The 15,204-nt window shown below is 62.6% G+C and carries 6 protein-coding genes, 1 tRNA gene and 2 rRNA genes (1 of these 9 only partly in view); 5 read left to right on the top strand and 4 right to left on the bottom strand.

The genetic code is table 11. From position 1 onward, the window contains the following. From ACOFKX_RS08170 to ACOFKX_RS08160, 3 genes are all read left to right on the top strand, one after another. A 23S ribosomal RNA gene (locus ACOFKX_RS08170) occupies positions 1-1,898 on the top strand; it begins 893 nt to the left of the window's first position. A gap of 100 nt (positions 1,899-1,998) precedes the next feature. Beyond that, positions 1,999-2,113: ribosomal RNA gene (gene rrf, locus ACOFKX_RS08165) — 5S ribosomal RNA — on the top strand. Between the two features lie 66 nt (positions 2,114-2,179). After that, a tRNA-Met gene (locus tag ACOFKX_RS08160) sits at positions 2,180-2,256 on the top strand. Here the strand turns inward: ACOFKX_RS08160 and ACOFKX_RS08155 are convergent. From ACOFKX_RS08155 to ACOFKX_RS08145, 3 genes are all read right to left on the bottom strand, one after another. After that, positions 2,213-3,829, bottom strand: coding sequence for a recombinase family protein (locus tag ACOFKX_RS08155; protein ID WP_419827380.1), 1,617 nt, complete (start codon positions 3,827-3,829; stop codon positions 2,213-2,215). The two genes, ACOFKX_RS08160 and ACOFKX_RS08155, sit on opposite strands and share 44 nt — an antisense overlap. A 264-nt stretch (positions 3,830-4,093) precedes the next feature. Beyond that, complete coding sequence (locus ACOFKX_RS08150; RefSeq protein ID WP_419826514.1) at positions 4,094-4,678, bottom strand: hypothetical protein; 585 nt, start codon at positions 4,676-4,678, stop codon at positions 4,094-4,096. 15 nt (positions 4,679-4,693) lie between these two features. Beyond that, on the bottom strand, positions 4,694-5,446 hold the full coding sequence (locus tag ACOFKX_RS08145; protein WP_419826513.1) for a hypothetical protein: 753 nt from the start codon (positions 5,444-5,446) through the stop codon (positions 4,694-4,696). A 630-nt stretch (positions 5,447-6,076) separates the two neighbouring features. Between ACOFKX_RS08145 and ACOFKX_RS08140 the strand changes: the two genes are divergently transcribed. Further along, complete coding sequence (locus ACOFKX_RS08140) at positions 6,077-9,616, top strand: SIR2 family NAD-dependent protein deacylase (RefSeq protein ID WP_419826512.1); 3,540 nt, start codon at positions 6,077-6,079, stop codon at positions 9,614-9,616. 357 nt (positions 9,617-9,973) lie between these two features. Here ACOFKX_RS08140 and ACOFKX_RS08135 read toward each other — a convergent pair whose 3' ends face one another. Further along, on the bottom strand, positions 9,974-10,870 hold the full coding sequence (locus ACOFKX_RS08135) for a DUF2971 domain-containing protein (protein WP_419826511.1): 897 nt from the start codon (positions 10,868-10,870) through the stop codon (positions 9,974-9,976). Positions 10,871-11,053: 183 nt separating this feature from the next. Here ACOFKX_RS08135 and ACOFKX_RS08130 point away from each other — a divergent pair, with 183 nt between their 5' ends. Continuing rightward, positions 11,054-15,190, top strand: a complete 4,137-nt coding sequence (locus tag ACOFKX_RS08130) for a hypothetical protein (protein WP_419826510.1) — start codon at positions 11,054-11,056, stop codon at positions 15,188-15,190. The last annotated feature ends 14 nt before the right edge of the window (positions 15,191-15,204 follow it).

Below are 15,204 nucleotides of genomic sequence, written 5' to 3'. Positions count from 1 at the left end.
AGAGCACTGGATGGGCTAGGGGGCCGCGAGGTCTACCAAACCTAACCAAACTCCGAATACCCAAGAGTGATGTCCGGGAGACAGACGGCGGGTGCTAAGGTCCGTCGTCAAGAGGGAAACAGCCCTGACCTACAGCTAAGGTCCCCAAATCACGTCTAAGTGGGAAAGCATGTGGGAATCCCAGAACAACCAGGAGGTTGGCTTAGAAGCAGCCATCCTTTAAAGAAAGCGTAACAGCTCACTGGTCTAAACAAGGGTTCCTGCGGCGAAGATGTAACGGGTCTAAAGACGTGTACCGAAGCTTAGGGTGTGCGCAAGCACGCGGTAGCGGAGCGTTCCGTAAGCCTGCGAAGCGTCCTGGTAATGGGGCGTGGAGGTATCGGAAGTGCGAATGCAGACATGAGTAGCGATAAACAGGGTGAGATGCCCTGTCGCCGAAAGACCAAGGGTTCCTGCGCAAGGCTAATCCGCGCAGGGTGAGCCGGACCCTAAGACGAGCCCGAAGGGGGTAGTCGATGGGAATCAGGTTAATATTCCTGAGCCTGGGGATGTGTGACGGATCGCGTAAGTGGTACGATCTTATTGGATTGATCGTGCTTCGAAGCGGTTCCAGGAAATAGCCTCCCCGTATAGTCCGTACCCGAAACCGACACAGGTGGTCTGGTAGAGTATACCAAGGCGCTTGAGAGAAGTGTGCTGAAGGAACTCGGCAAATTGCCTCCGTACCTTCGGAAGAAGGAGGCCCCGGCTATGCGCAAGCACTGCCGGGGGGCACAGGCCAGGGGGTAGCGACTGTTTAGCAAAAACACAGGGCTCTGCTAAGTCGGCTTCAAGACGACGTATAGGGTCTGACGCCTGCCCGGTGCCTGAAGGTTAAGTGGAGGTGTGCAAGCACTGAAATGAAGCCCAGGTAAACGGCGGCCGTAACTATAACGGTCCTAAGGTAGCGAAATTCCTTGTCGGGTAAGTTCCGACCTGCACGAATGGCGTAACGACTTCCCCACTGTCTCCAGCACATGCTCAGCGAAATTGAATTCTCCGTGAAGATGCGGAGTACCCGCGGTTAGACGGAAAGACCCCGTGCACCTTTACTGCAGCTTCAGAGTGGCATTAGGAAAGAACTGTGTAGCATAGGTGGGAGGCTTTGAAGCCAGGGCGCCAGCCTTGGTGGAGCCATAGGTGAAATACCACCCTGTTGTTTTCTGATGTCTAACCTCGTTCCGTGAAACCGGGACAGGGACCCTCTGTGGCGGGTAGTTTGACTGGGGCGGTCGCCTCCCAAAGAGTAACGGAGGCGCGCGATGGTTGGCTCAGGCCGGTTGGAAACCGGCTGTTAGAGTGCAATGGCATAAGCCAGCCTGACTGCGAGACTGACAAGTCGAGCAGAGACGAAAGTCGGTCATAGTGATCCGGTGGTCCCTCGTGGAAGGGCCATCGCTCAACGGATAAAAGGTACGCCGGGGATAACAGGCTGATAACCCCCAAGAGCTCATATCGACGGGGTTGTTTGGCACCTCGATGTCGGCTCATCACATCCTGGGGCTGGAGCAGGTCCCAAGGGTTTGGCTGTTCGCCAATTAAAGTGGTACGTGAGCTGGGTTCAGAACGTCGCGAGACAGTTTGGTCCCTATCTGCCGTGGGCGTCGATATTTGAGAGGAGTTGACCCTAGTACGAGAGGACCGGGTTGAACGTACCTCTGGTGGACCTGTCATCGTGCCAACGGTGCAGCAGGGTAGCTATGTACGGACGGGATAACCGCTGAAAGCATCTAAGCGGGAAGCCTCCCTCGAGATAAGATATCACAGAGCGGTCGAAGACCACGACCTTGATAGGCCGGATGTAGAAGCGCGGTAACGCGTGGAGCTAACCGGTCCTAATCGCTCTATTCGCGCTTGAGAGCCCCGCCATCAACGACAGCGCTGCTGTCTGCGGATGGCGGACTTGTCAGCATAGTGCACGCATCGATTTCTGAGCCTCAACACGCGTCGGCCCCATAGCTTGGTGGCCATAGCGTCCGTGACCCACCCGATCCCATCCCGAACTCGGCCGTGAAACCGGACAGCGCCGATGGTACTATCGCCTAAGCGATGGAAGAGTAGGTCGTCGCCAGGCTTTGCGGCCGGTGCGTGTTGGGGAACCTATTCACGTGTTCACCCGCGTAGCGGGTCCGAGTGTTGGCGCGGGGTGGAGCAGCCCGGTAGCTCGTCAGGCTCATAACCTGAAGGTCACAGGTTCAAATCCTGTCCCCGCAACCACCGCTATAGAACAGCCGCCGTCCCCACCGGGACGGCGGCTGTTCTCGTTCATGGCAAAGCGCAGCAGCACACCCGCTGACGCCTCAACCTCCGCCTCCGGACCATCCGCACCGTGCGGGTGGATCGTGATCCGGTCGATGAGCTGCGCGACGATGCCTGCCGCCTCGGTGCGGCTCTCCTCCGCATCCAGCGACGCGTAGAGATTCGCGACCCGCGCGGCGAACTGCTCCATAAGCACTGGCGCCGGCGGCATTATGGCGAGCGGCGTCGGTGCCGGCGTTGTCGCCAGCCTCGCCTGCAGATCCGCCTTCTCGGCCTCGCGCTCGCCGAGCAGGCGCGTCAGCGTCGGACTCAACACCCCGGCCAGCATGTTGCGCTCGAGGTTAGTGAGTTCGGTCGCGACTTCAGCGAGACGCTCGCGCGTGCCCTCGTCCCGCTGGACCTGCTGCCTCGCCAGCCGCTTCGCCTCGCGGCGGAACTCGTCGACGAAGACGCGGGCGTGTTCGTCGGTCAGCAGATCGTCGCGGATCGCGGCGAGCGCTGCCGGTTCGATAACCGACTTGCGTACCGACAGCCGGTTCGAGCAGGTGCCGCGCTCCTTGTGCCCAGCGCAGCGATTATAGTCCTTGCCTGAGATGACGTAGCTCGACCCGCACGTGGCGCATTTGATGAGACCTGAGAGCAGGTGGCGTTGGCGACGACGCCCGGCAACCTCGCCGGCACTGGTCGGACGCGCCCGGCGCGCGAGCTCGGCTTGGACTGCGTCCCAGACCGTGTCGTCGATAATGCGCAGCGTCGATGCCTCGATCCGGATCCAATCGGACGGGTCGCGCAGCCGGTAGCGCCGTTCGCGCGCGTCGCTGTCCGGGTTCTTGCGCCACTCGCGCCGGTTCCAGACCATCTGGCCGCGATAAAGCGGGTTGTTGAGGATGCCGACGAGCTTCTTCGGGTCGCCGCGGATGGTAGAGGCGTTCCACTCGCCGCCGCGCGGGCTCGGCACCCGCTCTTCGTTGAGCGCCGTCGCGATCTGTCCGGCCGACCGGCCGGCGGCGAAGTCGCGGAAGATGCGCTCGACGACTGCCGCCTGCGCCTCGTCGATCTCGCGCAGGCCGCAGATGACGTTGCCCTTGCCGTCGAGACGCACGACCTTGCGGTAGCCATAGACGAGGCCGCCCGCGAAACGGCCAGACAGCACCACCGCCTGGAGACCACGACGGGTCTTCTCGATAAGCCCCTTTAGGAACAGCGCGCCGAGCAGGCCTGCGACGGCGAGCTTGATCTCGTCTATATGCCCTTCACTGACGGTATGCAGTTGTACGCGGTCGTAGCGCAGCTTCTTGCCGAGCCAGCTCACATCCTCGGGGTCGCGCGCCAGCCGGTCGAGCGACTCCGCGACGACGATGTCGATGCGCCCGGCGCGGACGTCCTCGAGCAGTCGCTGGAGCCCTGGGCGGGCGCGGCGATAGCCCGACGTCTCGGGGTCGAGATAGACGCAGGCGACGATGCCATCGAGTTGCCGGACCAGCGGCTCGCACGCCGCCGCCTGATCGGCGCTCGACGTCGAAGTCTGCATTTCGGTCGAATGCCGGGCATAGATGCCGACTCGCAGGCTGGCCGGCTTCATCTCAGCGCTCCTTTACGTAGTCCGCCCGCACATGGTCTGCCGCGGCCTGACGGGCGAGCAACCGTACCAAGTTCGCCAACGCGCGAGCGCGGCGATCCTCCGCCGCGGACGAGGCGGGATGGTCCGGCAGGGGAGGGTTGACAGGCGACACGCCCCGTCAGGTGAGCGCGCGTCTCCGCAGACCTGGGTTTGACGGATCGCACGTTCGTGTTCTCAGCCAAGGCAGGCATTGGGATCGATCCCGAAGTGGCGCACCAAGCGGTCACGGCTGGTCCCGGCGCATTTCTCCCGCATGCGTCTCACCGCGCCGCGCATAGGCTTGTACGCCGGCGAGAGCGGATCGTGCTTCGACCCATCGCGGACCCCGCGCGTGCCGGAAGCATAGCGATACGGCACATGCTCATGGGCGAGGATGTTGGCGACGATCCCGACCCGGGTCTCGGACGGCAAGGCCAGGGCGGATCGGTTCGCCTTGACCTTGCCACGTGCCGACCATGTCGAGGCGTCGACCGTCGCGCATGCCAACAGCAGCTGTTCGGCGACGAACGCAACAGCCTCGGCACCGGTCAGGCCTAGCAGATGGTCGATGGGTTCCCGTCCACCCAGCCCGTCATTTTCCATGTCGCCGTTGACCAACAAGGCGGCCGGGCGAGCACCGTTGGCGAGAAAGCGCAGACAATTCATGACATCGATGGTCATGCCGGTGTTCGCATCCATGCTGATTCGATGACGGACGGTGCGCGCGGCGCCCGCCAGGATGTCGGCGTGATGCCGTTCCAGGAGTCCCTCGGCGATCATTTGGTCGATTGCGGCCTAATCGTCATCCTCGGGAAGCGAAAGCGTCGGCAGAAGGGCGGCGATGCGGTTGACGACCATTGCCGGAGCCGTCACCGCCCTGAGAAAGATGTGCGCCATGGACGGGGACGCCACGGGACCGGCGACCCGGAAGCCGTTGGGCTCGCGAGCCGCATCCGCAAGCGCGCTCGCTTGACGTTGCGCGACGGCGACCAAGCGATATTTCCAGATTGCCCTGAACCGGGCCTCGACCGGACGGCAATCAACAACGGAGCGAGCGAGCGCGGAATGGAGCAACGACATGTCGAGCCCGACCAGCGGCTTGCGCAGGTCCGCCGGTAGCGTGCGGATCTCGGTGGCGCAGGCGGTTGGAGAGGGAAGCCCGAGCGTGGCTCCGACTTGGTCGATGATCTTCTGATTGCCGGCCGGCGACAATTGCGTCTCGAGATATTGGATGAACGTCAGCGCGTCTCCATCCCAGGGGAGGGGCTCGTATCTCGACGCGTCGATCTGACGCTTACGAGTTTTTCGAACCAGACGGCGAATCTTCCTCCAGCCCTTCGTCGGGCACTTGGCGCGGTACGCCCGGATCAGCTCGACCGCGAGGTCGATGATCTCCGGTAGCTCCGCCTCTTGTTCGACGACATTGTCGCCGGCGAGACCGGCCGCTTCGCGTTGCGTGAACGGAACGCGACGTTCGTTGAGCTCGTACCCGAGCTCCTGGCTCCGCGTCCGCTTTTCGGCACTTAGGCTGCTATCGATGAACGACATGACACGGCGATCCTCTCGAAGGAGAAGATCGCGGCGTCACGCGATCCGACAGATGGCCCTACCACGGCGGACCTGCTCCACGAGGAGCCCGTTCGGCAGGGTGCGGGAAACAAGGCGGCCCACAACAATCCCTGCGGCATCGACACCATGCCGTCGCATTCAAGCCAGACACGCTCGCCAGTTAGTGAGTCGGCATGGGGAACACGTGCCGTACGAATGCAGAACGTGCAAGGGCGAAGCTGGGATTGATATGGCTCGTTCGGGAAAATGGTGGAAAGCGGAACGGCCGCTTCGGAGAGCGGGAGAGGCTTAGCTGCCGTTTGTTCAAACGGCGAGGTGAGGGTGGAAAACGCGGTGCGGCAGCTTGCGACCAGAGCCAGTCGTTCACTCTTGGACCGATAAACGTTTGGTCCTGACAGCAACTGCCAATCGCCCTGATCAAAGCCAGCGATCGGAACGTCAGCGAAGGAGCCGGCCGCACGCCGGCTTGTCGCGGCCGCGCCATGCCGGAGACGTTGCCTGTCTTGGCTGGGCACAAGCCGAGGGACGCGTGGGCTGACGTCCTATATCGCCAAAACCAACTGAGAAGGCTGCTTTCCTTCCGCGGCCGGAATGAGCAGTCTTAGGCGCATGACACAACCTAAGGCCGAGCCCGACATCGCGTTAATCGCCGACTATCCGGCGCTCCAGCAACTGGCCCGATCGCTCTGGAAGTTCGCCGGCCTACGAGGCGCCGCGGTTCTAATCGGTGCGGGCTTTAGCCGCGACGCTATCCTGACCAGCCCGGACACGCCACCACCGCCGCTCTGGAAGGACCTAGCGGACGCGATGACGCACGACCTCTACCCGGGAACGGAGGGGATGGCGCCATGGGATCCGCTGCGCTTGGCGGAGGAATATCGCGCATACTTCGGGCAGTCGGCGCTCGATGCGTTTATCCGGCATCACATCCGCGACAGTTCCTGGAATCCGTCGGCGAGCCACGCCCGCCTGTTGAGCCTGCCTTGGGCCGATGTCCTCACCACCAATTATGACACGCTGCTCGAACGCGCGGCACGTCTCGGCGACATAGTCTACGACCCCGTGCGGAGCACTGCCGAGATCGCGTTCGCGAAAGCGCCGCGGATCATCAAGCTGCATGGTTCGATGGGGGCGAACGCCGACTTCATCATCGCCGAGGAAGACTATCGGACCTATGCTGATCGCCGCGGCGCCTTCGTCAATCTGGCGCGGCAATGCTTCGTCGAAAACGAGCTTGTCATGCTTGGCTTTTCGGGTGACGATCCCAACTTTCTCGCTTGGGCTGGCTGGGTGCGCGATCATTTGCGCGGCGGGGCCAGGCGTATTTATCTTGCCGGCGCGCTTAATCTGAATCCGGCCAAGCGCAAATATCTCGAGAGCCACAACATCGCGCCGATCGATGTCCATGACGCCGTTGCTCATGTCGAGCCAGCTGACCGGCACGCGGCGGCGACACGGCTTATCCTCAATGCGCTCCATGCGCTTAAGCCGCCGCCCCTACACGACTGGACGCCCACGCAGCAGGGCCAGAATGAAAATTCGTTGAACTGCGAGCACGCCCGAGCGATGATCAGTGCCTGGACAGCCGACCGTCGAGCCTATCCCGGATGGCTCGTTTGTCCGCAAGGAGCACGGCTGACGCTCCGCCTCAACAGCACTTTGCCCTCGATAAAGCTGATCGAGCAACTCGCCGCCGGCGAGGCAGCAACCCTGATGCGGGAATTGTGCTGGCGGCGCGACGCAGCCCTCACCCCGCTCTTCGATGATGAGGTAGCGCTTATCCAGCGCTTCGCCGATCCAGTATCTTCGCCCGATCTCGACGAGGAGGGGCGAATCGCGATCGCGCTCGCGCTGCAACATTATGCTGATGAGGATGGCCACGATCAGCTGTTCGAGACGATGACGGCGCTCATCGCCGATCGGGCCCGCGTTGGCTCCGACATGCTCGCTCGAAGCTATTATCGCCAAGCCTTACGCACGGTGCGACAGATGGACTTTGCGCAAGCGCTGGCACTTGCCACCAACATCACCGGCGACGACCCAGCCTTCGGTTTGAGCCGCACCAACGTGCTGGTCCGATGCGGTCAGATCGACGACGCTCGATCTATGCTATCCGCCACGCTTACAGATCTCAGGGATCGCGAGCGCGACGATCGCGGGTCGCTGTGGATCCGGTCTCGGCTGGCCTGGGCCTTGTTTCATCAGAATGGCTATGGGCGGCCATTCGGATCGAACTTCCAGCGCTGGCCCGAGGGGTTTCGGGAAAGCCGTTGCGATCCTTGGTTCGAGATCGATCGCTTCAAGGAAGCGGTCACAGAAAAAGTGGAGAAGGCCGCGGTCGCGGCACGTCGCTTGCGGCCCAATTTTGAACCGGGATCCTATGCGCGCGCCGGGAGAAGCATTCAGTTTGGCACCCATGTCCCTCTTGCAATTGAACTGACGCGCTTCTTCGAGATAAGCGGCGTCCCGCCGCGCGGCCCCCATGTCAACTTGTTCACCGAACAGCGCGTGGCCGCGCTGCAGTTCGATCGGTTAGCGATCGCCGAATGGTATCGGTGGGTCATCGCGGCCGGATTGACGACCGGCATGCCTGAGTTCGAACGCGATTTCTCGCGGATCGCGATGGCTGTGCTGGGTGCCGAGGATGTCAACGAACTCTTCGTCCAGCTGTCGCGCGCACGGGACTACTGGCTGGAGCGGCGGACAACCGCGGCAAACGAGGAATTTACCTTCGCCACTGAGCGGCTGGAGACCGTTCTGGCGATGATCGCTCGGCTTGCGATCCGGCTCGACGACGGACGAGCTGAGGCACTCCATATCGAGACTGTGACACTGTGGACGACCGGCCGGCTGCGCGACCACCGGCTCGTTAAACCTGTCACATCGCTTCTCGAATCGACGATCAAAACGGTCGCGCCAGCGGCCCGCGAGACGATGGCAATCGCGGACCTCACGCTGCCGCTCGTCGAGCACTATAACAGCCCCGATCCGGTGCCGTGGCTCAACCATGTCGACTTCAAGGGCCGGAAGCGGCGGCCGGGTCTCCGGCCGATCGTCGACAATCTGCTGCGCGCGGTGGAGGGGCAGGGAGAAGCGCGCGACAAGGCGATCAGCCGGCTCACCTTCCTCCAGCACGAGAAAATTCTTACCCCGAGCGAGGCCCAGAAGTTCGCTCGCGCGTCGTGGAGTCAGCTCGACGGCGAGACACCACCGCTCCCCGCCGCCACCTCGGTTTTCCCGTTCTTCTGGGCGACCCTCGGCGTACCGCAAGTGAACGCCGCGCAGAACGTGCGTGAGCGGGTCTTTCGCCTGTCCAAAGGCGAGATCGAGCCCGAGCAGCTGGACATCATCTTGCGCGCTGTACGGGCCGGCAAGCTGATGCCCAATGCCAAGGAAGCGCGCACATTGTTCGATCGCATCGTGGTAAGCCGTTTCGCCGAACCTGATCGCGACGACTTGGCCGCGATTTTCGACACAAGCATGCGCGGGCTTGACGCTCGGCAAGCCAACAGCCTCGCCGGTGCCTGCCTCAGTTGGGCGCTTGCACCGAACCTTGTGAAGGGCGACCGCGTCCGTCGGCGCATGACGGCCTTGCTCAAGTTCATCGACGAAACCGGATCGCCCGCTGCGGTCGCGGCGCTACTTCCATTCGTTACCATGACGACTGCCCGCAATGCGCTCGAGAACCATATCCGACGCGGATTGCTCTCGCTCGACGGCGACGAGGCTAGCTATGCGGGCGAAGCGCTTGTCAAATGGGCGGAAAGCGATCTGTCGGAGATGCAAAAGGCGCCCGATGCGCTGGTCGAGCAGCTGATCGCCGTGATCGAGGTTCAGCAATCACCCGCCTTGTGGCGGTTGATGGGCCTCGCGGTCAGGCTCGCACGCGCGGGCCGTCTCGACGATAACCTGCGCAACCGCCTGGATGTAAAACTCGGCGACCTGCTCGTCGCTACCAGCTACGATCGTATCACCTTGCTGAGCGAAGATGCCGGACGCATCTCGCTCGTTCGGCAGCAGGCAGTTCGCTTGGCGCTGGCGCTTCGCGCTGCGGGGAGCACGAATCCGGCGATCAACGACTGGTTGGCCGCTGCCGCAACCGATCCGCTGCCTGAAGTGCGCCACGCTTTAACGCTGGATAAGGATTGATATGGCGCCCTACGATCGGCCGACGGGGATGACCTCCGTGCCGGTAACCTGTGTCGAAAGACGTTCGAGGTTGGGGCAGATCACGACCAGGTATTGCCGTTCACCAGGTGCGTTGCGAACGTCTGGATCGGACAGAAGCTGCCGGACAGCAAGCGCCCCAAATGTGAGTCTTTCGATCCTTGATCACCGCCTCCGCGCCGTTCTCAACCGTTCGGGCAATGATCGCGCGATAGGCATCACGCGATGCCGGCAGGACCCTACCGTGCCGCTGTACACACCAGGACGGTCGAGAGAGCCTTTCGGAGAATGATATGATAGAAAGTCTTCGGAAAGCGTTGCGCATGCCCGCGCCGGCGCTCAGCTCCGATAGGATCCCGTGGCCCACTTTCCGTCGTCCGTCCGCTTCATCTCCTTCAGCTCGACGTCGAACCCATGCTGCTTGAGCAGAAGCGCGTAGGCGACGCGACGGTCAGCCGGCATGCGGTAGCCGAAGGTCACGCTCGCGAGCCGGCCGGGAAGCGGATGAAGGCCCGAGCGTTCATGAACGTATCGCCATTCCTGCTCATAGGACCAGAAACAGGGTTTTGTGCTGATGCTGGCTCGGAACACCGGATCGTTGAAGGCGAAACGGCTTTCGGAGCGCATGCTGCCGTCCGCAGCCTGCCAAAGCCGGAACTCTCCCTGATAGCCTTCGGCGAAGACCGGCTTTTCGTCCTTATAGTCAACTTTGAGGAGATGGCTCGGATTGGCCAATGCAGCGCCGTCCTCTACCGTAAAACCGAACACGATGCCCTTATGACTGTCGGCATAGTGGGACCAGAGCAACTGCTGTTCTTCCGTTTCGGACAGGCTGAATATTCCAACAGTCGCGAGCTGATTCTCTAATTTATCGAAAATGTTGCTCATGTCGGACAGATGCAAGCCGTGACGATCATAGAGTTGGTGCATCTTCCGCACCTTGCGATGATGAGGAAGCTTGCCGAACGCCTTCCGCCACTGCTTCGTCTCGCGGCGATCCAACGACAATATCGTTTCGGCAGGGCGCAGATTGACGTCGAAGAACACGCCCATGAAGCGAGCCTCTTCCTGCTCCCGAATGATCTTGCGCTTCCAGTCATCGGGAATCTGCCCCGTCTGGCATTCCAGCGGATCGTTGAGCGTCTCGGCCGTGGCGAGCCAGATTTGGCGATCACTGATGATCTTGAGCGTCAGCTCATTGTCGGACCGATATTTGTAGAGGATAGGCGGTAGCATATCGCCTTAGTGGCACTGCCGCGCCCGAAATGAAACGCCCTTGGACGGCGCTTAAGCCGATGACGTATATCGCATTCTAAGGCACTTACGCGGCATAGCTGGCGAGCGAGCGGGGTGGATGACGGCGCGAATAGGCTTCGCTAGATGCGCTGCCATATTGATCCTTTTCAACATGGCGCCGAGATGATCCCTGACCTTGATTTCTCGAAGATCCGAGCCGAGGGCGGCGACCGCCGCGAGGGTTTTGAGGAGTTTTCCGCACAACTCTTCCGACAGCTGAAGGTGCCTGCAGGCGCCCAGCACCAAAGGTATAGGGGGGCCGGCGGCGATGGTGGTGTCGAGGCGATATGGCGTCTCCCGAGCGGCCGGGTGACCGGCCTCCAGTCGAAATTCTTCCTGCCCCTCAAAGCCGCACACAAGGCCCAGCTCGAGAAGTCGCTCGATACGGCGCTCGACAATCACCCGACCCTCGAGACCTACATCGTGACGTTGCCCTTCGATCCGACGCCGACGATCGCGGCCCGGAGTGGAACTGGCACCGCCGATACGCTCGAGGCCTGGCGCAAGGACCTTGTGGACCTTGCAAGCCGGCGTGGTGCCACGGTCGCCGTCGAATGGTGGATGGCGAGCGACCTGAAGTCGAGGTTCCTCGGCATGGACAATACTGCGGGAAGGAATCTTTACTGGTTCGGCACGACCCACCTCGACGCTGCGTCGCTCAAGTCAGCAGCTGACGTTGCCGAACGCATAGCCGGGCCACGATATTCGCCCAGTCTGCGCGTCGGAACAGACGCCACCGACACGCTAAAGGCGTTCGGGCTGGATCCCGGTTGGAGCGCGGTGACGGCGGGTTGGGGCCATCGCGTGCGGGCCGCGGTCGACAGCTGGCGCCGCTGGGTTCCAGGAGCGCACGCCTTCCCCGCCCAGCAGATACTGGCGGCGCTTGAAACCGCGCGGACCTGCTGTGCTGCGGTAGAGGCCCTGACCTTTACCGAGGCCCAACGCCACGCGCTGCAAACGCTCTGCGTTGCGACGCTGCCGGTGGCCCAATTTCTGGAAGCAACGCTAAAGGCAGAGTTCGACGCGACCCACGGCGCGGAGAATGATACTGTCGGCTGGCGGCAATTTCAGAGCGCCTATCAGGTCGCATTTCCGGCTGCAGACCTCGACCGATCTCGCGATGCCATCCGCTTGCTGGGCGAGATGATGGCGTTTGCGGAGAGCCCGTCGGCGCGCGCGGCGGGGGCCGACATCCTCCTCATGCGAGGACCTGCCGGCATCGGCAAGACCCACACGACGATCGATGCCACGAAGGAACGGGTCGCAGCCGGTCGCGCAGCGCTGACTATTCTTGGCCAGGAGATCACCTCCGGCCAGACATTATGGAGCGTCATCGCCGCCAAGCTGGGCTTGAGCGCGGCCACGACCAAGGGCGAGATGATCGGCATGTTTTCGGCCTATGCCGAGAGCACGGGCGCACCGTTCGTCATCATGGTCGATGCCGTCAATGAGACGCCCGACCGCAGGCAGTGGCAATCCTGGCTGCCGCAGCTCGAGGCGGACCTCCGGAATCAGCCGATCAAGCTGCTGCTCACCTGCCGCGACATCTTCGTTGAGGATGCTCTCGGCGCAGCTGGCGCCGCACTCATCTCCTTCACGCACGCGGGATTTGCGGGTCGCGAATATGACGCCGCCTATTCCTTCGCGGCATTCTACAAGGTCGGCCCGCCGGCGGAGGTCGTCGCCCAGCCTGAATTTGCCAATCCGCTCTTCCTGCATCTCGTCTGTCGCGCGGCGCTCAGCATGAATTGGGGTCGGATCCCGGGCGGCCAGGTCAGCCTGACACGGCTGATCGCCGCGATCCTCGACGGCGCGAATGTGAAGGCGGCGGAACTGCTCGACTATGACGCCCGTATCGAGAATCCCGTGCGCGATGGCGCCGCGGTCCTCGCCGCGCTCATGGGCCAGCGCGGTGCGCGGTCGCTCCCGCTCGGCGATGCCCGCACGGCGCTGGAAGCGGTTCGGGGATCGGAAAAGGCGTCGACCTCCCTGCTTCGAGCCATGGAGGAGGGCGACTTAGTTTCGGTGTCGGCCGACGGGGGCGGACATCACCTGCGCTTCGCCTTTGAGCGCCTGGGCGACGTGCTGATCGCGCAAGCGAACCTGTCCGGTCACGACAAAGCCTCGGTCGAGGCACGCTTCCTGTCAGGAGATCTCGCGGCGCTCGTCGCATCGCCGCAGGCCGTGGCCGCACATGCCGGGCTCATCCAGGCCTATTCGATCCTGTTGCCGGAGATGCTCGGCATCGAGATCGCCGACCTCCTGCAAGGGTCCGCAGTCAATCGGGAGGTCACGGTCCTGGCACTCGGCGTCCTGGTCTGGCGTGACCTCGAAAGCTTCAACAGCACCGCCTGGGTGCTCCGACACGGCCGGTTCATCGATCTCATCACGCTGTTCGATCAGGTGCTCGCCGTTGCCGCCGTCCCCGGCCATCCGCTGAATGCCGACTGGCTGGATGCGCTTCTTCAGCGTTATCCGCTCATCGACCGCGACGCACTGTGGACGAAGATGCTGACGCAGGCCTGGGAGCAGTCCGGTCCCGCTCAACAGCTCGTCCGCATTGCGCGCGAGCAGGATCTGGCACATCTGTCGGTCGATTCCGCCACACTTCTCGGCGTAGCGCTCGCATGGATGACCGGCTGCGCCGACCTGCTTATCAGGGACCAAGCATCCCAGGCGCTGACGCGACTCATGATTGCGCAGGCGGTCGGCGCAGCCGTGCTCGACCGCTTCATCGACCGCGATGATGATTTCACCCGCGAGCGTGTGCTGAATTCGGCATATGGTGCGGGCCTGCTCCAACGGGATGACGCCTACTGGGGCGAGATCGCGGACATCGTATTTACGCGGCTGTTCGCAACCGGCATGCCACCTGCCAATGTGGTGCTGCGCGATCTAGGACGGATGATCGTCGAGCAGGGCGTCGGCGCCGGCACCATGACATGCATCGCGACAGCCGCCCTTGTGCGCCCTCCTTTTACGAGCGCCTGGCCCCTCACGCTGACCTACACCGACTGGCAGGCCCTCGAGCAGGCTCATCCCGACCTTCCCGGCAATCTCGAATTGGGCAAGTCTTTCGCACCCGACTTCGCGCGCTATTGCGTCGAGCCGCAGCTCAGACCATTCGAGCTCGCAGCAGCCGGATTGACGGTCGATTTTCTGAAGCAGTGGATCGTCGAGCAGATTCTCGCACTCGGCTACGAGGGCGCAAACAAGTTCGCGCTTGCCTATGATTGGGAGCTGGTCCGTCGCTACGGCCAGGAAAGGGGCGTGCCGTCACGGCACCGCCGCGTCAGCAAGAAGCATCAGTGGATCTTCCTCTCGCGCCTACTCGGGCAGCTGCACGATCATGTTCCATACCGGACTTCGTCATGGGACGGCGCACCCAACCCGTCGGATCTGCAGGCCATCGAACTCCGCACGCTCGATCCCACGGATCTCGGTGAAGACCAGGCAGACCCCATACCGGGCGTGGGTCTCACCGATTTCTTCACCCCGGCGCCCGCCAGTCCTGGAAAGCAGGATCCGAAGGACTGGGTCGCGGCCCTGTCCGGCAGCCAGACGATCAAGCTGGTCGCCAAGGATTGGGTCATGCTGTCGGGATATCAGGACTGGCGGCACGAGGATAAGGCGAGCGACCTGTCGCGCCTCGGTCCTCGGCGTGTGCAATCCCTGCTGGTTCCAGACCGCAAGATGAGAACCTTCAGTAAGAAGATCGCCGCCTCGATCCCGCGCTCGAGCATCCCGGAACTCTCCTATCTTTATGATGGCGAGTTCCCAATGAGCGTCGCGTTCAACACCCATCCAGGTCGATGGCCGCTTGACGCGGATATTGGGAGGCATTCGTCCGCTATTATCAATCGCCTCGAGGACCCGGAGACTCCGGTGCATGACCTGTGGGTGCCCGCGCCGGAACTCGTCGCCTACAATGTCCTCCTCTGGGACGGCGCGCGCAGCTGGATGGATGTTTCCGAGCAGGCCGTTGCCGCCCAGATCGGCGGCGGCGGGGATGTCGCGCTCCTGTTCGAAAAAGCTCGTATGGCCGACTATCTCCAGGTGACGAAAACCCGGTTGGTCTGGATCCTGTTCGAGAGCCGGACCGCGCTGCAAGGATATGATTCACTCGGGTCGGTCGACCGCCATCAGGCCTGGTCATGGAATGGAAAGACGCTGAGCAAGCTCGGCGAGGAGGAGGATATCTATAACCCGGACGACGAACGTGAGGACGAAGACGAGGACGACGCTGAAGGCGAAGCCTAGACCGCGCGCCCGGC

It is taken from the genome of Sphingomonas sp. (assembly GCF_965200105.1).
In the GTDB taxonomy this organism is placed as follows: Bacteria; Pseudomonadota; Alphaproteobacteria; order Sphingomonadales; family Sphingomonadaceae; genus Solisphingomonas.
The sequence above is the reverse complement of the archived record's forward strand: the minus strand, read 5'-3'. Positions and strand labels throughout refer to the sequence as shown.

What these genes read in the sequence shown, in the direction of transcription:
- ACOFKX_RS08135 (WP_419826511.1), bottom strand. Translation starts at nt 10,870, where the DNA reads ATGCTACCGCCTATCCTCTACAAATATCGGTCCGACAATGAGCTGACG.
- ACOFKX_RS08150 (WP_419826514.1), bottom strand. Translation starts at nt 4,678, where the DNA reads ATGATCGCCGAGGGACTCCTGGAACGGCATCACGCCGACATCCTGGCG.
- ACOFKX_RS08140 (WP_419826512.1), top strand. Translation starts at nt 6,077, where the DNA reads ATGACACAACCTAAGGCCGAGCCCGACATCGCGTTAATCGCCGACTAT.
- ACOFKX_RS08145 (WP_419826513.1), bottom strand. Translation starts at nt 5,446, where the DNA reads ATGTCGTTCATCGATAGCAGCCTAAGTGCCGAAAAGCGGACGCGGAGC.
- ACOFKX_RS08155 (WP_419827380.1), bottom strand. Translation starts at nt 3,829, where the DNA reads ATGCAGACTTCGACGTCGAGCGCCGATCAGGCGGCGGCGTGCGAGCCG.
- ACOFKX_RS08130 (WP_419826510.1), top strand. Translation starts at nt 11,054, where the DNA reads ATGATCCCTGACCTTGATTTCTCGAAGATCCGAGCCGAGGGCGGCGAC.